The sequence below is a fragment of the Streptomyces sp. NPDC093089 genome (assembly GCF_044754405.1).
Lineage (GTDB): Bacteria > Actinomycetota > Actinomycetes > Streptomycetales > Streptomycetaceae > Streptomyces.
Genome location: NZ_JBIVPA010000002.1, coordinates 708468 through 726041, shown reverse-complemented (window position 1 = coordinate 726041; position 17574 = coordinate 708468). Strand labels below are relative to the sequence as shown.

Genomic DNA, 17574 nt, shown 5'->3' with positions numbered 1-17574 from the left:
ACGGTTCCTTCGGGGACGTTCAGGTCGATGCCGTCGAGGACGGTCTTGTCGCCGTAGGACTTGCGCAGCCCGTGCGCGGCGATGGCCGGGTCGGTCATGTCAGGTGCTCCTTCGGGGTGGGGGCGGGTCAGTTGCTGCGGGCGGTGATGTCGCCGTACGCGGTGGTGGCGTTGATGGTGAGGTCGGTGGTGCCGTCGTTGCGGAGGGCGTTGGTGACGCGGCCGTAGGCGGTGCCGGCGTCGAGGGCGGCGGAGGCGCCGCGGGCGGCGCCGACGGTGATGTCGCCGTGGTCGGTGCGCAGGGTGACGGTGCCGCGGTGGGCCTCGGCGATGCGCAGGGCGCCCTTCCGGGTGGTGATCTCGGCGGGGCCGCCGAGGCGGCCGACGGTGATGTCCCCGGCCTGGAGGGCGAGGTGGGCGCTCGCGGTCTCGTCGAGCTTGACGGTGGCCTGGGCGGCTTCGAAGGTGACGTCGCCGAGGCGTCCGACGCCGCGGAGTTCGGCGAGGGCGGCCTTGGCCTGGACCCGGGAGCCGGCGGGCAGCTGGACGGTGATCTCGACGGAGCCGGAGTCGCCGAAGAGCTGCTTCTTGGGGGCGGGGGCCTCGATGCGCAGGACGCCGTCGGCGTAGTCGACCTCGATCTGCTCGGCGGCCTTGACGTCACGGCTCTTGGCGGCGTTGGCGGGGAGGATCTCGACGGTGGTGTCGGTGCGGTCGGCGGCGATGAAGCGGATGGTGCCGGCGGGGATGTCGAGGACGGTGGAGACGGCGGCGGGGGTGGCGAACTTCTGCATGGTCTTTTCTCCTTCTCAGTGGCGGGCCCTTCGTCGTCCCGCTCTTTCCGACAAGGGAAAAGCTACGTTGCGTTCGATGTTGTGGCAACAACATCGTTGCGTAGAGACATGGAAATTGCAGGTCAGGGCAGCAAATTCATTGCAATGGTTCTGGATTTAATGCAACAACGATCACCCCATCCATTGCAATGAATTGATGGTGAACGCTATGCTGGAGGCATCAGGAAGCGCGAAGCACCACAAAGGAGACCGCGATGCCGGGAGGCCGCCTCACCCAGCCCGAGCGCCAGCAGATCGCAGTCGGTCTGGCCGACGGCCTCGCCTACGCGGAGATCGCCCGCCGCCTCGACCGGCCGACCTCGACGATCACGCGCGAGGTGATGCGGAACGGCGGTCCCACCGCCTACCGCGCCGAGCTGGCCCACCGCGCCACCGAGCGCCGCGCCCAGCGCCGCAAGCAGGCCGCGCCCCGGAGCGGGGAGGCGCTCCCGCAGGCCCACGGGCGCGACCCCGAGGCGATGCGCGCGTACGAGGAGACGTTCACGGCCGTCCTCGCGGGCTCGGGCATGCCGACGATGATGTCCCGGGTGATGGCCTGCCTCACCCTCACGGACACGGGCAGCCTCACCGCGGCCGAACTCGTCGAGCGCCTCCAGGTCAGCCCGGCGTCCATCTCCAAGGCCATCACCTTCCTGGAGAGCCAGGGCTTCGTCCGCAGGGAGCGCGACGAACGCCGCCGCGACCGCTACGTCGTCGACGACGACATCTGGTACCAGTCGATGATCGCCAGCGCCCGGTCGACCGCCCAGATCGTCGAGATCGCCCGGCAGGGCGTCGGCGTCCTCGGCTCCGACACCCCGGCCGCCGTCCGCCTGGAGAACGTCGCCCGCTTCCTCGACTTCGTCTCCGAGAGCATCCTGCGCGCCGCCGAGCAGGCCCGCGAGGTCCTCTTCGCCAAGCCCGAAAGGACCCCGGACGACGCCGGCGACGAGCCGGCGGCGTCCTGAGGTCCCGGGGGAGTCGTACGGGCGCGCCGATCAGCCGGGGAGCACGCAGGTGACGTGCGGGGCCAGGTCGCGGAGGAAGGCGGGCGCGTCGAAGGCCGCGCCGGCGGAGGCGACGCCGGTCGTCGCGGCCCGTCCCGTGAGGAGGTGGCGGACGGCTTCCACGGCGAGCGGCGCACTGACGGCGTAGATGTCCCGGCCGCTCGCGACGGCGCGCCGCTCCTCGCCGCCCGAGCGGACGAGGACGTCGACGAGGAAGGTCTGCGCGGAGCGACCGCTCTCGTCGACCGCGGTCGGCGCCGGCGTGTCCGGGGACGCCAGCTCGCGGGCCGCCTCGACGGCCATGTACGTGCGGACCTCGGGGACGGCGAGGTGGCTGGGGACGGTGACGATGTCGGCCATGCTGAACTCGCCGATCACCGGACGGGTGCCCATCGGCTCGGGGAAGGCCCAGTCCAGGGTCGGTGCGGCGTCGTCGCGGTACTCGACGCGGCCGTTCGCGAACACCACCCGCCGGCCGTCCCGCCGCTCGCGGGAGACCGTGCCCGCGGCGAGCGTCCCCGCGGTCGGGTGCCAGCCGCTCAGCCCGTACGCGACGTGCACCTCGTCGGCCGCCTCCCAGTCGCCCATCGCGGCCGTGACCAGCAGGTCCCCGAGGCCGCCGAAGAAGGCCATCGCGGGGACCACCACGGTGCCCGCGGCCTTCGCGCGGTCCGCGAAGTGCGCGAACGTGTCGAGGTTGGCCTCGATCTCGGCGGCCACGTCGACGTACGGGATCCCGGCCCGCAGCGCCGCGTCGATCACCGGCGCGGCCGTCGTCGCGAACGGCCCCGCGCAGTTGACCACGGCGTCCGCCCCGTCCAGCGCCCGGTCGAGCGTCGCCGGGTCGTCGACCGACGCCGGGCGGACGTCGAGCCCCCCGTGCTCCGCTGCCGGACGCCCGTGCTCCGCCGCGAGCCCCTCGTACTCCGCCGCGAGTGCCCCGAGGCGGGCCGCGTCCCGCCCCGAGAGCACCGGCGTGAAGCCCCGGCGCAGCAGCTCCGCCACCACGAACCGCCCGGTGTGCCCGTACGCGCCGAACACCGTCACCGTGTGCCCCGAAGTCATCGCTCTCTCCCGCCGTCCTCGCTCGTTCAACTATGAACAAGCTTGGCGCGGTTCGACGGTCCGCACGAGGTCCGGAAGTGACACACCCCGCACAGTTCCGGACACGTCCCCGCAGCCGCGCTGGACGGTCGCCACCAGCTCCACCTCGAAGCCGTCGGCGTTCTCCAGGTAGGCCGCGTACGTGCCCCCGCCGCCCGCGTGCGGGTGCCGGTCGGGGAACAGCAGGCGCCAGCCGTGGGCCTGCGCCCCGGAGGTGAGGGCGTCGACGGCCGCGCGGTCGCCGGCGTGGAAGGCGAGGTGGTTGAGGCCCGGACGCAGCCGGTCGTGACGGTCCCCGGTACGGGCGGGCGACTGCTCCAGGACGAGGTAGGTGGGCCCCAGGCGCCAGCTGCGGCCGCCCTCCCAGCGCTGGAAGGGCTCGTACCCGAGGGCGCCGAGCAGCCAGCCGAAGCTCGCCTCGGCGCCCGCCAGGTCGCCCACCCAGACCTCGACGTGGTGCAGGGTCCCGACCTGGCTCACAGCTCGCCCAACTGGTCGGGAAGCGGGGCCGAATGAAGGATCGTCAGGCCGGAGACGGCACGGGTGAGGGCCACGTAGAGGCGGCGGAGGCCGGTGCGCTCGTCCGGTTCGCCGTCGACGACGGCGACGGGCTCGTCCAGGACCACGTAGTCGTACTCGAGGCCCTTGGCGAGGGAGGCGGGCACCAGGGTCAGGCGCGAGTCGGCGGTGGTCTCCTCGCCGGGGGAGAGGTGGGGGAGCCCGGCCGCGGCCAGGGCCTCCGCGAGCGGGGCGATCCGGGCGTCGGCCGCGATCAGGCCGATGGATCCCTCGTGGGCCAGGGACTCGACGCAGGCCGCGACGACGGCCGCGTCCAGGTCGTCCGTGGGGCGGACGGCCAGTGAACCGGGGTTCTCCCGGACCGACTCCACCGCCGCGAGCCCCGGCGACATGTGCGGAAGGAGCCGGGAGGCGTACGCGATCACCTCGCGCGGCACGCGGAAACCGGCGGTCAGCTCCTCCACCACCGCCTCCGGCTTCCCCAGGTGCCCGAGCGCCTGCGCCCAACTCTCCGTCGCCCAGGGCGTCGTGCCCTGCGCCAGGTCGCCGAGGACCGTCGCCGAACCGGTCGTGCAGCGGCGGCCCACCGCCCGGTACTGCATGGGGGAGAGGTCCTGCGCCTCGTCGAGGACCACGTGGCCGAGCGAGTGCGTCCGCTCGATCAGGTCCTTGGCCTCGTCGACGAGGACGGCGTCCGCCGCCGACCACTTCGCCGTCTTCACGCTGCGCGCCGGCTTCGCCCACAGCAGCAGCTTCTGCTCGTCCTCCGTGAGCACGCCCTCGGCGTGCTCCGCGAGGAACTCCGGGTCGCTCAGCAGGCGCAGCACCAGCTTCGCGGGCTCCACCGCCGGCCAGCACTCCTTCACGACGGCCTTCACCGCGGGGTTCCGCGCGACCGCGTTCTGCACCCGGTCGTCGGGCGCCTCGCCGGCCTGCTCCATCCGCACCAGGACCGCGTGCGCGACGCGCTGCGGCAGGGCGTCGCGGGCGGCGCCGTACCGGATGTCGCGGTCGATCAACTCCTGGACGATCTCCTCCAGTTCGTACGCGGGCACCCGCCAGCGGCGCGAGCCGCGCACCACCATGAGGGACTCCGTGGGCAGGGAGATGTGCGAACGGACCGCGCGCCGCAGCACCTCCGCCATCCGGGCGTCGCCCTTGACGACCGCCGTCGCCGCCTCGTCCGTGCCCCGCACCTCGACGTGCGCGACGAGGTCGTCGACCGTCGCCTGCTGGACCTCCAGCTCGCCCAGGGCGGGGAGGACCTGCTCGATGTAGTGGAGGAAGGACCGGTTCGGTCCGATGACCAGGGTGCCGGTGCGGGCCAGCCGCTCGCGGTGCGCGTACAGCAGGTACGCGACACGGTGCAGGCCCACGGCGGTCTTGCCGGTGCCGGGGCCTCCCTGCACGCAGACCGACCCGGACAGGTCGGAGCGGACGATCTCGTCCTGCTCGGGCTGGATCGTCGCCACGATGTCCCGCATGGGGCCCACGCGCGGCCGCTCGATCTCCGCCTGGAGCAGCCGGCTCGTGGTCTCCAGTTCGGCCGGGTCGGACAGGTGCTCGTCCTCGTACGCCGTGAGCTCGCCGCCCGTGTAGCCGAAGCGGCGCCGCAGTCCGACGTCCTGCGGGTCCTTCTTCGACGCCCGGTAGAACGGCTGCGACACCGGGGCGCGCCAGTCGATCACCATCGGGTCCCCGTCGGCGTCGTGCACGTGCCGCCGGCCGATGTAGAAGCGCTGCCCCTCCTGCGTGGTGTGCAGGTAGTCGAGCCGCCCGAAGAACAGCGGCGTGCCGGAGAGGTCGGCGAGCGCCTTGATCCGGTCCTCGATCTGCCGCCCGAGCACCAGCGAGTTGACCCAGTTCGCCGTGACGTCCTTGATGTCGAGCGCCTCGACGTCCTCGCGCATCGCGCGCAGCGCGGAGCGGGACGAGGCCAGGTGGGCGCGTTCCCGCGAGAGCGGGTCGGATGCGGAAACGGACACGGTGAAGCCTCCGGGCAGGTGGATACGCGGACACGACGAGGTGGCCGCCGGTTTCCGACCGGACGGCGGCGCTCCACGAACGGGAGGCGGGGAAGCCGGCAAGTGTAACTCCGGGCGGGCGACCCCACGAACCCCTTTCCCCTTAGGGGCCGGGGTCCGCCTCACGACGGACCCCGGTTCCACCCCCAGGCCGATGTGTTCGGAATGTCCGGATTCCATGATGGAGGCATGACCGCGACGACCTTCACCCTCGTGACCACCGTCCCCCGCCCCCACCGCCTCGCCACCGCCCTGCGGGCGATACGCGCCTTCGGCGGCGCGGCGGCCGCGGTCACCCTCCTCGGTGACCACGGCCCGGCCGAGGCCGGCGTCAGGAACCCGCGCCCGGTGTACGCCCCGGCCCGGGACTGAACCGCCCGGCCCCTACGGCGCCGCCCGGCCGCCCGTCCCCCTAAGGCGCCAGCAGTTCGTCCGCGTCCACGATCCGGTACGCGTACCCCTGCTCCGCCAGGAACCGCTGCCGGTGCGCCGCGAAGTCCTGGTCGATGGTGTCCCGGGCGACCACCGAGTAGAAGTGCGCCTGGTGGCCGTCGGCCTTCGGGCGGAGCACCCGGCCGAGGCGCTGGGCCTCCTCCTGGCGGGAGCCGAAGGTGCCCGAGACCTGGATGGCGACCGTCGCCTCCGGGAGGTCGATGGAGAAGTTGGCGACCTTCGACACCACGAGGACGTTGATCTCGCCGTTGCGGAACGCGTCGAAGAGCTTCTCCCGCTGCGCGTTCGACGTCTCGCCCTTGATGACCGGCGCGTCCAGGTGCTCGCCGAGCTCGTCGAGCTGGTCGATGTACTGGCCGATGACGAGGATCTGCTGCCCGGCGAACTTCTTCACCAGGGCCTCCGTGACCTTCCGCTTCGTCGCCGTCGTCGCGCAGAAGCGGTACTTCTCCTCCGCCTCGGCCGTCGCGTACGCGAGCCGCTCGGAGTCGGTCAGGTTCACCCGGACCTCGACGCAGTCGGCGGGCGCGATGTAGCCCTGCGCCTCGATCTCCTTCCACGGCGCGTCGAACCGCTTCGGCCCGATCAGCGAGAACACGTCGGACTCCCGCCCGTCCTCGCGGACCAGCGTCGCGGTCAGACCGAGCCGGCGGCGGGCCTGGAGGTCCGCCGTGAACTTGAAGACCGGCGCCGGCAGCAGGTGCACCTCGTCGTAGACGATCAGACCCCAGTCGCGGGAGTCGAACAGCTCCAGGTGCGGGTAGATGCCCTTCCGCTTGGTCGTGAGCACCTGGTACGTGGCGATCGTGACCGGCCGGATCTCCTTCCGCGTACCGCTGTACTCGCCGATCTCGTCCTCGGTCAGCGACGTCCGCTTCACCAGCTCGTGCTTCCACTGCCGGGCGGAGACCGTGTTCGTCACCAGGATCAGCGTCGTCGCCTTGGCCTGCGCCATCGCACCGGCGCCCACCAGCGTCTTGCCCGCGCCGCAGGGCAGCACGACCACGCCGGAGCCGCCGTGCCAGAAGCCGTCGACGGCCTGCTTCTGGTACGGGCGCAGGCTCCAGCCGTCCTCGGCCAGGTCGATCCGGTGCGCCTCGCCGTCGACGTACCCGGCGAGGTCCTCGGCCGGCCAGCCCAGCTTCAGGAGCGTCTGCTTGATCTGCCCCCGCTCGGACGGGTGCACGGCGACGGTGTCCGCGTCGATCCGCTCGCCGACCAGCGGCTGCACCTTCCTCGACCGGAGGATCTCCTCCAGGACGGGCCGGTCCGTGCTGGTCAGGACGAGACCGTGCGTCGGGTGCTTGGACAGCGTCAGCCGCCCGTACCGCGCCATGGTCTCGGCGATGTCGACGAGCAGCGCGTGCGGCACGGGATAGCGCGAGTACTCGACGAGCGCGTCCACCACCTGCTCGGCGTCGTGGCCGGCGGCCCGCGCGTTCCACAGGCCCAGCGGCGTCACCCGGTAGGTGTGGATGTGCTCCGGCGCCCGCTCCAGCTCCGCGAAGGGCGCGATGGCCCGCCGGCACGCCTCGGCGAGCTCGTGGTCGACCTCCAGGAGCAGCGTCTTGTCGCTCTGGACGATCAGGGGTCCGTTCACGCGCGATCAGGTCCTTCCCGGGCCGCTCCGACGACGGCCAATCCTCCAGTCTGCCTGATGTCAGACCTGGTCGTCGGCGAGTTCCGCCACGCCCGTGATGCGGTGCAGCGGATACGTGCGGACCTCGTCGGCCGTGTGGTCGTAGCCGGTGACGAAGCCGCCCTCGACGCGGACCGGCGCGATGACGCGCTGGCTGGCGGCCCCGTCGGCGTTCACGTAGCCGATCCAGACGGCGGAGCCGGTCATCGCGGCGGCCTGCACGGTCGCGAGGGTCTCCGCCGCCGAGGTACGGGGCAGGGCGCCGGCGGCGGTCGCCGCCGCGGGCTCCTTCCGCACCGCCGTCGCGGCCCGGTCACCGGCGCGGATCGCCTTCACGGCCGCGCCGAGCAGGGTGGCGTCGGGGGCCGGCGGGCCGTCCGGCACCGGCACCGGGGCCGTACGGGCTCCGGTGCGGTAGGCGTCCGCGCGGGTGATGAGGACGTCGCCCTCGGCGGACTCGGCGGCCGGGGCGTACCCCATCGACCGCAGCCCGGCGAGCAGCGAGGCCGGATCGGTCTGCGCGGCGAGCACCGTCGGCGCCAGTCGGCGCAGGCCCAGGGCCGCGGAGCGCCGGTCGGCCAGGATCTCGCCGAGGACCGTGTCGTCGTCGCAGCGCACGTACGCCGACGCGGACCCGACCTTCAGGTGGCCGTGCCGCCGCGCCACGTCGTCGATCAGGTACGCGAGCGGCTGCGGTACCGGCGTACGGGAGTGCGCGGCGAGGAACGCGTGCAGGTCGGACGCGGTCCGCCCGGCGTCGAGGGCCCGCCGTACGGAGCCTGGCGTGAACCGGTAGACCGTGGCGCCGCCCTTCGACTCCACGTCCGCGAGGACGGACAGCGCGTCGGCCAGCGGACGCCGCAGCGGGCCCGGCGCCACGGCCGTCAGGTCGGCCTGCAGCAGGACGTCGTCGACGACCTCAGGCAGCAGCGGCGCGAGCAGCGTCGCCGCCCGCGCGGCGGCCACCGCCAGCTCGACCCCGCCGCCGTGGTCGGCGAGCGACGCGGCCTCCGCGAGCGGCAGGTTCAGCAGCGCGCGGGCGGGCGCCGACAGGGCGCCGCGACCCGTCAGCCCGAGGAGCTCGGCCTCGGCGAGCGTCCAGCGCGCGAGCCGCGACCGCAGGTCGGCGGGCGCCTGCGGGCCCGGCCCGCCGTCCGCCGTGTCGGGCCCGCCGGCCGCCGGGCGCGGCGCGCCGACCGGGGCGGCCGGGACCGACGGGGCCGCGCCCCGCAGCGGGCGTTCCCAGCGGAGCCGGGCGAACAGCGACTCGGGGTCGGCGGCGGACCCCGGCGGGAGCGTCGCGAGGAGTTCGAGGACCCGGTGCCTGACCTCGGGCGCGGACGCGCGGTCCAGGTCGGGGCCGAGGGCGGCGAGGGTCCGGCCCTTGGCGTCCTGGTCGCCGACCAGGCCGGGCGTGCGCGTCGCGGAGAGCCAGGGCGCGACGAGCCGCGCCCAGCGCTCGGCGGGCGGCAGGTCGAGCCAGTCGTCGTAGGCGGGCGTCGGCGCGTACCGCTCGTCGGCCTCGCCGTCCGAGGCGAGCAGCCCCGCCCCGAAGGCGAGCTCCAGCCAGAACGCGGCGGTCTCCTCCGGCAGGTCCAGGGCCGCCGCGGTCCGCCTGAGGTCCCGTACGGCGAGCCCGCCCGCGCGCAGCACCTGCGGGCCGCCCTGGTCCCAGGACTTCAGCAGTTCCTCGACGGTCGCGAGCGCCGCGTGCGCCTGCCCGGCGGCGGCACCGTCCACCACCTGGGGACGGTACTCGCGCAGCACCGCCGGCTGCGGCGCCAGCGGCTCCGGCGCCCGGTGCGCCCGCCCGCCCCGCAGGTGCAGCGCCACCTCGCGCGGCAGCACCATCGTCCGCGGCGACACCGGGAGCAGCAGCCCCCGGTCGCGCAGCCAGCGGACCGGCGGCGCCGGGTTCGCCGTCACCTCGCCGTACGGCGGACCCCACACCAGCCGGTCGAGCACCGTCAGCGCCTCCGGGGCCGCCGTGTCCAGCAGCCCGCCCATCCGCGTCCGGTCGGTGAACAGCTCCGTGAGGGCCGCCACCGCCGACACCGGATCGTGCGTCGGCGGCAGCCCGGCCGCCGCGATGATCTCCTGCACCCGCCCCGGCGACATCCCGGCCGTCGCCTCAGCGACCGTCGGCCCGAGCCCCGTCGGCGACGGGTGCTGCGCCGACGGCGCGAGCAGCTCCCGCGCCGTCCGCACCAGCCGCAGCCGGTCGTCCTCGCCCCACACCAGCGCCTGCTCGCGCAGCAGCGCCACCGCGCCCGGCAGCGCCGCCTCGATCTCCGCGTCGCCCTCGTCGCCGGTGAGCAGCCCCAGCAGGACGGGGTACGGGGCCGGGTCCGGAGCCACCGCGAGCGCTTCGGCCGTCTGGAGGGCGAACCGGTCGAGCCGCTCCAGGGCCCGCACGACCGAGCCGCGCGTCCCGGCCCGCGTCGCCAGCTGCGTGAGGTCGTTCGGTACCGGGTTCAGGAGGTCCGGCCGGGCACGCAGCAGCGCGGCCAAGCCGTCGTCGCCCCGCGCCCGCAGCGCCTCCGCGAGCGTGCGCGGTCCCCCGCCGGTGCCAGTTGCCTCGGCCACGTGCGCCTCCCGGTCGAGCTCACCGATCCCCATCCGCCCCACGTTAGCCCCAATCCGTACGCCTGAGCCCGCCGCGCAGGCGCTAACGTCGGCCCGTACCGGGCGAACCGGCCGTGGAGGGGGCACCGTGGGCATCGAGAGCGACCAGCTGGTCTACGACTATCTGAGCCGGGTCGGCGACCTGGCCCAGCAGCAGCACCTCCCCGCGAGCGACCGCATGCGGCTCGTCTCCGGCCTCCGCGACGAGATCGACCGCCGCCGCGCCACCCACGGCGAGGAGAGCCCGGCCGCCGTCCGCGCCCTCCTCGGCTCCCTCGGCACCCCCGACGAGGTCGTCGGCCGCGTCGGCTCCCCGGCCGCCCGCCCGGCCGATCGCCCCGTCCCCGGGCCCCGCCCGACGGACGACGAGGAGGCGGGCGAGGGCACGGGTGCGGGTGGAAACACGGGTTCGGGCACGGGCGGAAGCACGGGCACGGACAGGCGCGCGGGCGCGGCCCGCACCGGCGACGCCCGGCGGGAAGCCCGGGGCGCCGCCCCCGGCACCCGCCCCACCCCCGTCTCCGTCCCCCGCCCCGGCCGGGCGAAGAAGGACTGGTGGCAGAAGGACGCCGCCGACGCCGCCGAGGACGACGAGCCGCCGGTCTTCGCCGGCGGGATCGAGCGACCGGACCTCTTCGCGCCGCCGCGGGAGGACGAGGAGGAGACCGACCGGACGGCCGGCGAACCCGCTCCGGCGAAGCGCCGCCGCCTCGCCCGCGTCCTCCGACTCCGCAAGGGCACCGCGCCCGGCCCCGTCCCCGAGGGGGAAGCGGACGCCGGAGAGGAACCGGACGCCCGGGACGACCCGGGCGCCGGCGACGGGACGGCCGTACGGCCCCGGCTCCGCCTCGGGAACCCGTTCCTCCTGCTCGCCGCGCTGCTCCTGCTCGGCGGGGCGCTCTTCGGATCGCTCCTCGCGCTGGCCGCCGGCTGGCTCCTCGCCTACGCCTCCCGCCGCCTGACGCCCGCCGAGGCCAAGACCGCCGTCCTCGTCCTCCCCGGCCTCGCCGCCACCGCCGGCGCCGTCTGGCTGTGGGGTCGCGTCGGCGGCCGCTGGGGCGCCCCGGTGGCCCAGGGCGGCGAGGCCCTCGGCGCCGCGATCTCCGAGACCTGGCCCTGGACCCTCAAGGGCGCCGCGGTCGTCTCCGCGCTCTTCCTCCTCTGGCGCTCCCGCAGGCACTGACGCCGCGGGCCCGGCCCGATCGGCGAGCCACCCCGGCGAGCCATCCCCTAGACGGCGGCCTCCTCCTCCCGCTCGTCCGCGTGCCACGGCGTCCCCGGGACCACCAGCGGCGAGCCCGTCACCGGGTCGGGGACGACGACGGACTCCAGGCCGAAGACGTCGCGGACGAGGTCGGCCGTGACGATCTGCTCGGGCGGGCCCTCCGCGACGACCCGGCCGGCCTTCATGGCGACGAGGTGGTCGGCGTAGCGGGCGGCCTGGTTCAGGTCGTGGAGGACGAGGACGACGGTGCGGCCGCGCAGGCGGTTGAGGCGGCGGACCAAATCGAGGACCTCGACCTGGTGGGAGATGTCGAGGTAGGTGGTGGGCTCGTCGAGCAGGAGGAGGTCGGTCTCCTGCGCCAGGGCCATGGCGATCCACACGCGCTGGCGCTGGCCGCCGGACAGCTCGTCGACGGACCGGTCGGCGAGGGCGGTCACATCCGTACGGGCCATGGCGTCCACGACGGCCCGCTCGTCCTCCTCGGACCACTGCTTCCACCAGGCCTGGTGGGGCTGGCGGCCGCGGGAGACGAGGTCGGCGACGGTGATCGCCTCGGGCGCGACCGGAGTCTGCGGCAGCAGTCCGATGGAGCGGGCGATGCGCTTGGTGGGGAGTTTCGCCAGCTCCTCGCCGTCGAGGAGGACCGCGCCGCCCGCCGGCTTGAGGAGCCGGCCGAGCGCCCGCAGGGTGGTCGACTTGCCGCAGGCGTTGGGGCCGACGATCACGGTCACCCGGCCGTCGGGGACCGCCAGGTCGAGCGCGTCGACGACGGTCCGGTCCTCGTAGGCGAGCGTCAGCCCGCGCGCGGTCAGCCTGCTGCTCACGCGTTACCTCCTGCGGTACGGCTCCGGACGATGAGCCAGATCAGATACGGGGCGCCGACCGCCGCCGTGAGGACGCCCACGGGCAGTTCGACGGGGGAGAACAGCCGCCGGCCGAGCAGGTCGGCGACGACCACGACCACCGCGCCCGTGAGCGCGGAGCAGAACAGCGGGATCTGCGCCGTCCGCGTCATGCGGCGGGCGATCTGCGGGGCGAGCAGGGCCACGAAGTCGACCGGCCCGGCGACGCCCGTCGCCACCGACGCGAGGACGACGCCGACGGCCACGAGCCCGAGCCGGACCCGTCCGAGCCGTACGCCGAGCCCGGTCGCCGTGGAGTCGTCCAGGGACACGGTCCGCTGCGCGCGGGCCGCCCACAGCACGGCGGGCAGCATCAGGAGCAGCGTCCAGCGGATCGGGGCGGACTCGTCCCAGCCGCGCCCGTTGAGGGAGCCCGTCATCCAGATCTGGGCCTGCTGGGCGACCAGGTAGTCGCCCTTCGTCATGAAGAGCGTGATCAGGGACCGCAGTGCGATGGCGAAGCCGATGCCGATGAGCACGAACCGGGTGGCGTGCAGTCCGCCGCGCCAGGCGAACACGTACACGAGCGCGGCGGCGAGGACCCCGCCCGCGATCGACAGGTACGGCAGGACGGCGTACGAGGTGAGGCCGAAGGTCATCGCGGCGACCGTGACGGCCCCGGCGCCCTGGCTGATGCCGATGATGTCGGGGCTGGCGAGCGGATTGCGCGCCACGGTCTGGATGAGGCCCCCCGCGACCCCGAAGGCCGCGCCGACGGCGAGGGCGACGACCAGCCGCGGCTCGCGCAGCTCCTCCACCACGAACGCGGACGGCGACGCCTGCCCGAGGAGGATCCGTACGACCTCCGAGGGGGCGACGAACCGCTCGCCGACGCAGAGGTACGCCACGGAGGCCGCGGCGAGCAGCACCAGCAGGCCCGCGGCGACGACCGTGGAGCGCCGGTGGACGAGGAACGAGCCCTTCCCGGCGCGCACCAGCCCGTACCCGGCGGGACGGACACCGGCGCGGGCGCCGGAGGGGGCGCGGGTGTCGCGAGGGGCGGTGGAGGCGGGCGCGGTCATGCCGGCACCGCCTTCCGGCGCACCAGGGTCACGAGGAACGGCACCCCGATCAGGGCGGTCGTCACCCCGGCGGGGATCTCGCCGGGAGGGAACACGATCCGGCCGGCGACGTCGGCCACGAGCAGCATCACCGGGCCGATGAACGCGGCCATCGGCAGCACCCAGCGGTGGTCGGAGCCGACCACGGCCCGCGCGATGTGCGGGACGGCGAGGCCGACGAAGGCGACGGGCCCGGCGGCGGCCACGGCGGCGCCCGTGAGGACGGTCGCGCCGAGTCCGCCGACGATCCGGACGGTCGCGACCCGCTGCCCGAGGCCCTTGGCGACGTCCTCGCCGAGCGCCAGCGCGTCGAGGCCGCGCGCCACGGACAGCACGAGGACCGCGCCGAGCAGCAGGAAGGGCCAGACGCGGGCCACGATCTCGGCGTCGCGGCCGTCGAGGGAGCCGATCTGCCAGAACCGGAACTCGTCGAGCGCCGAGGCCCGGGTGGTGAGGACGCCGGTGGTCACGGACAGCAGCAGCGCGTTGATCGCGGCCCCGCCGAGCGCGAGCTTCACCGGCGTCGCCCCGCCCCGCCCGCCGGACGCGACGGCGTAGACGGCCACGGAGGCGAGCGCGGCGCCGGCGAACGCGAACCACACGTAGCCGCCGATGCCGTGCACGCCGAAGAAGGCGATGGCGAGCACCACGGCCACCGAGGAGCCCTGGCTGATGCCGAGGATGCCGGGGTCGGCGATCGGGTTGCGGGTGATGCCCTGGAGGGCGGTGCCGGCGAGCGCGAGCGCCGCGCCGACCATCAGGCCGACGACGGTACGGGGCACCCGGAGCTGTCGTACGACCTCGGCCTCGGGGCTCGTCCCGCCGTGCAGCAGGGCGTCGAACACGGTCGAGGGCGCGATGGCGCGGGCCCCCACGGCGAGGCTGAGGAGCACGGCGACGAGCAGGGCGACGACGGCCGCCGAGGTCGCGAGGACCCGTCTGGAGGGGAATGCGGCGGACATGGGGGACCCATCGGGCGGAGAACAGGTTCGGTAAGGCTTGGCTTAGTGTAAGCAGCACCCATATTCGAACACCCCGGGCCGGAAGTCCTCCAGAATGGGCCCATGACCCACACGCCCGAGACACCGCTCACCGTCGGCTTCGACCTCGACCTGACCCTGCTCGACACCCGCCCGGGGATCAGGGCGGCCTACGTCGCCTTCGCCGCCGAGACGGGCGTCCCGATCGACGCCGACCTCGTCGTGAGCCGTCTCGGCCCGCCCCTCGAACAGGAGATGGCGCACTGGTTCCCCGCGGACCGGGTCACCGAGATGACCGCCCGCTACCGCGCCCTCTACCCCTCGTACGCGATCGAGCCCACCGTCCCCATGCCGGGCGCGCGGGACGCCATCGACGCCGTCCGCGAGGCGGGCGGCCGCACCATCGTGGTCACCGCGAAGAACGGCCCGCACGCCGAACTGCACCTCAAGCACCTCGGCATCGAGCCCGACGCGGTCGTCGGCGGCCTGTGGGCCGAGGGCAAGGCGGAGGCGCTGCGCGCCCACGGCGCCCGGGTCTACGTCGGCGACCACGTCGGCGACGTCCGCGGCGCGGCCACCGCCGGCGCCGTCTCGGTGGCCGTGGCCACCGGCCCCTGCAGCCCCGACGAGCTCCGCGAGGCCGGTGCCGACGTGGTCCTCACGGACCTGACGGACTTCCGCGCCTGGTGGGACGCCTACCGCGGCTGAGCCGCCGGGGCCGAGGCCTCCCGGGCCTGCCGCCGCTGTGCCGCGATCGACCGCAGCACCCCGGCGGCGGCGACGGCGAATCCGACGCCCATCAGCATCGAGACCGTGTACGCCACGGTGGGGAACGGGTCGCTCCCCAGGAACAGCGGAGCCACCGTGACCAGCGTCGCCACGGCGCCGATCGCGAACAGTACGACACCGGCCTTGACCAGTCCGTCACCAGGGGCGCTGTCGTTCACCGGCACGGCGGGGGTTTCACTACGCATCCCGCCAGGGTAGTTCCCAGGCCGGAGGAACATTCCGGCGACGTCGTGTCGACGGTCCCCGGAGCACTAGCCTTGGCGTCGGCGGGTCGGTCGACCCGCCGTTCGCCATCCCCAGCGACGAGTACGAGGACGAGGACAGACGTGCCTACCGGCAAGGTCAAATGGTTCAACAGCGAGAAGGGCTTCGGCTTTCTCTCCCGCGACGACGGCGGCGACGTCTTCGTCCACTCGTCGGTGCTCCCTGCCGGAGTCGACGCCCTGAAGCCGGGGCAGCGGGTGGAGTTCGGGGTGGTCGCCGGTCAGCGCGGCGACCAGGCGCTGTCCGTCGCCATCCTCGACCCCACCCCGTCGGTCGCCGCCGCGCAGCGCCGCAAGCCCGACGAACTGGCGTCCATCGTGCAGGACCTGACGACGCTCCTGGAGAACATCACGCCCGCCCTGGAGCGCGGCCGCTACCCCGAGAAGACCCAGGGCAAGAAGATCGCCGGCCTGCTCCGCGCGGTGGCGGACCAGCTCGACGTGTAGGCCCCCGCGGACCGGCCGACGACCGGGTCCCCGCGGACCCGGTGCGACGCGCGGGTCCCCCGCGGACCCGGCCCGGCGGCCGGGTCCGACGTCCGGGGCCCTACGGGAACGACAGCGCGTCCGGCGCGAGGGGCGGTACGAGCCCCTCCGCCGCGGCGCGGGTGAGCAGCCCGCGGACCGCCGCGTAGCCGTGCTCGCCCAGGTCCGCGGTGAACTCGTTCACGTACAGGCCGATGTGCTGGTCGGCGACCTTCGGATCCATCTCCTGGGCGTGCTCCAGGACGTACGGCCGCGAGGCCTCCGGGTCGTCCCAGGCCATCCGCACGGACGTGCGGGCGGCCTCGGCGAGCCGCTCCAGGGTCTCCGCGCCGAGGGAGCGGCGGGCGACGATCGCGCCGAGCGGGATCGGGAGCCCGGTCGTCGACTCCCAGTGCTCGCCCATGTCGGCGAGGCAGTGCAGGCCGTAGCCCTTGTACGTGAAGCGGGCCTCGTGGATGACGAGCCCCGCGTCGACCCGGCCGTCGCGCACGGCGGGCATGATCTCGTGGAACGGCATCACGACCACGTTCCCGACCCCGCCCGGCACGGACTCGGCCGCCCACAGCCGGAACAGCAGGTACGCCGTCGAGCGCTCGCTCGGCACCGCGACCGTCTTCCCCGCGAGGTCCGCGCCCGACCCGGGCTCCCGGGTGAGGACGAGCGGCCCGCAGCCCCGGCCGAGGGCGCCGCCGCACGGCAGCAGCGCGTACTCGTCGAGGATCCACGGCAGCACGGCGTACGACACCTTCAGGACGTCGTGGTCGTCGGTGCCGCCCTCCGCCCAGCCGTTGGTGACGTCGATGTCGGCGAAGGTCACGTCCAGCCGGGGCGCGTCGGCGACACGGCCGTGCGCCCACGCGTCGAAGACGAACGTGTCGTTCGGGCAGGGAGAGTAGGCGATCTTCAGCTTGGTCACGACGGCTCCACGAAGACGGTGCTGAGCAGCGCGAAGGCCCGCCGGAGCGCGTCCAGGGCCTCCCCGATGCGCCAGGCGGCGCGGTCGCGCGGCCCGACGGCGTTCGACACGGCCCGGATCTCCACGACGGGCACGCCGTACGCGGCGGCGGCCTCTGCGACGCCGAAGCCCTCCATCGCCTCGGCGGCCGCCCCGGGGTGCCGTCCGGCGAGCTCGGCGGCGCGCCCCGCGGTCCCGGTGACGGTGGAGACGGTGAGGACGGGCCCCACGGTGTGCGCCAGGCCCCCGGCGCCCAGGGCGGCGGAGAGCCGGCCGGTCAGGGCCTCCGCCACGGGATGCGCGGACCGCCCGAAGCCGAGCTCCTCGACGGTCAGGTACCCGTCGGGCGTCTGCGCCCCGAGGTCCGCCGCGACGACGGAACCGGAGACCACGACGGTCCCTACCGGTGCCACGGGCACGAACCCGCCGGCGATCCCGGCGGAGACGACGAGGTCGTAGCCGCCGTCCGCGTCCCCGGGTGCCGCGCACGCCAGGGCCGTTCCCGTCGCGGCCGCGACGGCGGCGGGGCCGACCCCGCCGGTCAGGACGTCGGCGCGGACGCCGCCGCCGGTGTGACGGCGCAGGGCGAAGCCCCCCGGCAGCGGGAGGTGCCCAGGGCCGTCGAGTCCGCTCAGGCCGAGCCCGGCGGAGACGGAATCGGCCTCCGCCGCCACGGCCGTCACGATCAGGATCCGGTGGACCACCGGCGG

Annotated in this window: 16 protein-coding genes and 2 pseudogenes; 5 read left to right on the top strand and 13 right to left on the bottom strand. The window is 74.6% G+C overall.

What is annotated here, in order from left to right; translation table 11 throughout:
- A pseudogene (locus tag ACIQFX_RS06965) lies at window positions 1–98 on the bottom strand (ABC transporter); the annotation flags it as partial.
- 29 nt (window positions 99–127) lie between these two features.
- Window positions 128–793, bottom strand: a complete 666-nt coding sequence (locus tag ACIQFX_RS06960) for a DUF4097 family beta strand repeat-containing protein (RefSeq protein WP_402459555.1) — start codon at window positions 791–793, stop codon at window positions 128–130.
- A 254-nt stretch (window positions 794–1047) separates the two neighbouring features.
- Here ACIQFX_RS06960 and ACIQFX_RS06955 point away from each other — a divergent pair, with 254 nt between their 5' ends.
- On the top strand, window positions 1048–1800 hold the full coding sequence (locus ACIQFX_RS06955; protein WP_402459554.1) for a helix-turn-helix domain-containing protein: 753 nt from the start codon (window positions 1048–1050) through the stop codon (window positions 1798–1800).
- Between the two features lie 30 nt (window positions 1801–1830).
- Here ACIQFX_RS06955 and ACIQFX_RS06950 read toward each other — a convergent pair whose 3' ends face one another.
- The 3 genes and pseudogenes from ACIQFX_RS06950 to ACIQFX_RS06940 form a co-directional block, all read right to left on the bottom strand.
- Entirely contained in the window at window positions 1831–2904 is a 1074-nt protein-coding gene (locus ACIQFX_RS06950; RefSeq protein WP_402459552.1) for a saccharopine dehydrogenase family protein, read from the bottom strand.
- Between the two features lie 129 nt (window positions 2905–3033).
- Window positions 3034–3423, bottom strand: a pseudogene (locus ACIQFX_RS06945) (VOC family protein); the annotation flags it as partial.
- The gene (locus ACIQFX_RS06940; protein WP_402459602.1) at window positions 3420–5372 is read right to left on the bottom strand and encodes a HelD family protein; all 1953 of its coding nucleotides are present in this window, start codon (window positions 5370–5372) and stop codon (window positions 3420–3422) included. The gene ACIQFX_RS06940 and the pseudogene ACIQFX_RS06945, both read right to left, overlap by 4 nt.
- 303 nt (window positions 5373–5675) lie before the next feature.
- On the opposite strand from ACIQFX_RS06940, the gene ACIQFX_RS06935 reads away from it, so the two are divergent.
- Window positions 5676–5858 (top strand): hypothetical protein, encoded by a 183-nt coding sequence (locus ACIQFX_RS06935; RefSeq protein WP_376487180.1) that lies wholly within the window; start codon window positions 5676–5678, stop codon window positions 5856–5858.
- A 40-nt stretch (window positions 5859–5898) separates the two neighbouring features.
- Here ACIQFX_RS06935 and ACIQFX_RS06930 read toward each other — a convergent pair whose 3' ends face one another.
- Together ACIQFX_RS06930 and ACIQFX_RS06925 are read right to left on the bottom strand one after the other, a co-directional pair.
- The gene (locus ACIQFX_RS06930) at window positions 5899–7539 is read right to left on the bottom strand and encodes a DNA repair helicase XPB (RefSeq protein ID WP_402459550.1); all 1641 of its coding nucleotides are present in this window, start codon (window positions 7537–7539) and stop codon (window positions 5899–5901) included.
- Between the two features lie 60 nt (window positions 7540–7599).
- A complete protein-coding gene (locus ACIQFX_RS06925; RefSeq protein WP_402459549.1) occupies window positions 7600–10197 on the bottom strand; it encodes a helicase-associated domain-containing protein in 2598 nt (865 codons plus the stop codon).
- A 94-nt stretch (window positions 10198–10291) separates the two neighbouring features.
- On the opposite strand from ACIQFX_RS06925, the gene ACIQFX_RS06920 reads away from it, so the two are divergent.
- On the top strand, window positions 10292–11386 hold the full coding sequence (locus ACIQFX_RS06920) for a hypothetical protein (protein ID WP_402459547.1): 1095 nt from the start codon (window positions 10292–10294) through the stop codon (window positions 11384–11386).
- Between the two features lie 47 nt (window positions 11387–11433).
- Here ACIQFX_RS06920 and ACIQFX_RS06915 read toward each other — a convergent pair whose 3' ends face one another.
- Genes ACIQFX_RS06915 through ACIQFX_RS06905 form a run of 3 tightly spaced genes read right to left on the bottom strand, consistent with a single transcriptional unit; the run spans window position 11434 to window position 14353 of the window.
- Window positions 11434–12252, bottom strand: coding sequence for an ABC transporter ATP-binding protein (locus ACIQFX_RS06915; RefSeq protein ID WP_402459545.1), 819 nt, complete (start codon window positions 12250–12252; stop codon window positions 11434–11436).
- Window positions 12249–13352, bottom strand: coding sequence for a FecCD family ABC transporter permease (locus ACIQFX_RS06910; protein ID WP_402459543.1), 1104 nt, complete (start codon window positions 13350–13352; stop codon window positions 12249–12251). The genes ACIQFX_RS06915 and ACIQFX_RS06910 overlap by 4 nt, the downstream gene beginning before the upstream one ends.
- The gene (locus ACIQFX_RS06905) at window positions 13349–14353 is read right to left on the bottom strand and encodes a FecCD family ABC transporter permease (RefSeq protein WP_402459541.1); all 1005 of its coding nucleotides are present in this window, start codon (window positions 14351–14353) and stop codon (window positions 13349–13351) included. The genes ACIQFX_RS06910 and ACIQFX_RS06905 overlap by 4 nt, the downstream gene beginning before the upstream one ends.
- Window positions 14354–14455: 102 nt before the next feature.
- On the opposite strand from ACIQFX_RS06905, the gene ACIQFX_RS06900 reads away from it, so the two are divergent.
- On the top strand, window positions 14456–15079 hold the full coding sequence (locus ACIQFX_RS06900) for an HAD family hydrolase (protein WP_402459539.1): 624 nt from the start codon (window positions 14456–14458) through the stop codon (window positions 15077–15079).
- Here the strand turns inward: ACIQFX_RS06900 and ACIQFX_RS06895 are convergent.
- A complete protein-coding gene (locus ACIQFX_RS06895) occupies window positions 15067–15345 on the bottom strand; it encodes a hypothetical protein (RefSeq protein ID WP_402459537.1) in 279 nt (92 codons plus the stop codon). The genes ACIQFX_RS06900 and ACIQFX_RS06895 overlap by 13 nt on opposite strands.
- A 141-nt stretch (window positions 15346–15486) precedes the next feature.
- On the opposite strand from ACIQFX_RS06895, the gene ACIQFX_RS06890 reads away from it, so the two are divergent.
- Complete coding sequence (locus tag ACIQFX_RS06890) at window positions 15487–15870, top strand: cold-shock protein (RefSeq protein ID WP_033211384.1); 384 nt, start codon at window positions 15487–15489, stop codon at window positions 15868–15870.
- A 100-nt stretch (window positions 15871–15970) separates the two neighbouring features.
- Here the strand turns inward: ACIQFX_RS06890 and ACIQFX_RS06885 are convergent, their stop codons facing one another.
- Together ACIQFX_RS06885 and ACIQFX_RS06880 are read right to left on the bottom strand one after the other, a co-directional pair.
- The gene (locus ACIQFX_RS06885) at window positions 15971–16825 is read right to left on the bottom strand and encodes a 1,4-dihydroxy-6-naphthoate synthase (protein ID WP_402459535.1); all 855 of its coding nucleotides are present in this window, start codon (window positions 16823–16825) and stop codon (window positions 15971–15973) included.
- On the bottom strand, window positions 16822–17568 hold the full coding sequence (locus tag ACIQFX_RS06880; RefSeq protein ID WP_402459533.1) for a futalosine hydrolase: 747 nt from the start codon (window positions 17566–17568) through the stop codon (window positions 16822–16824). Before ACIQFX_RS06880 ends, ACIQFX_RS06885 begins: the two co-directional genes overlap by 4 nt.
- Between the last annotated feature and the right edge of the window lie 6 nt (window positions 17569–17574).

Bases quoted from the DNA above. Each gene is read 5' to 3' on its own strand.
- ACIQFX_RS06900 (WP_402459539.1), top strand. From the start codon at position 14,456: ATGACCCACACGCCCGAGACACCGCTCACCGTCGGCTTCGACCTCGAC.
- ACIQFX_RS06905 (WP_402459541.1), bottom strand. From the start codon at position 14,353: ATGTCCGCCGCATTCCCCTCCAGACGGGTCCTCGCGACCTCGGCGGCC.
- ACIQFX_RS06950 (WP_402459552.1), bottom strand. From the start codon at position 2,904: ATGACTTCGGGGCACACGGTGACGGTGTTCGGCGCGTACGGGCACACC.
- ACIQFX_RS06960 (WP_402459555.1), bottom strand. From the start codon at position 793: ATGCAGAAGTTCGCCACCCCCGCCGCCGTCTCCACCGTCCTCGACATC.
- ACIQFX_RS06910 (WP_402459543.1), bottom strand. From the start codon at position 13,352: ATGACCGCGCCCGCCTCCACCGCCCCTCGCGACACCCGCGCCCCCTCC.
- ACIQFX_RS06955 (WP_402459554.1), top strand. From the start codon at position 1,048: ATGCCGGGAGGCCGCCTCACCCAGCCCGAGCGCCAGCAGATCGCAGTC.
- ACIQFX_RS06940 (WP_402459602.1), bottom strand. From the start codon at position 5,372: ATGCGCGAGGACGTCGAGGCGCTCGACATCAAGGACGTCACGGCGAAC.
- ACIQFX_RS06935 (WP_376487180.1), top strand. From the start codon at position 5,676: ATGACCGCGACGACCTTCACCCTCGTGACCACCGTCCCCCGCCCCCAC.
- ACIQFX_RS06925 (WP_402459549.1), bottom strand. From the start codon at position 10,197: ATGGGGATCGGTGAGCTCGACCGGGAGGCGCACGTGGCCGAGGCAACT.
- ACIQFX_RS06895 (WP_402459537.1), bottom strand. From the start codon at position 15,345: ATGCGTAGTGAAACCCCCGCCGTGCCGGTGAACGACAGCGCCCCTGGT.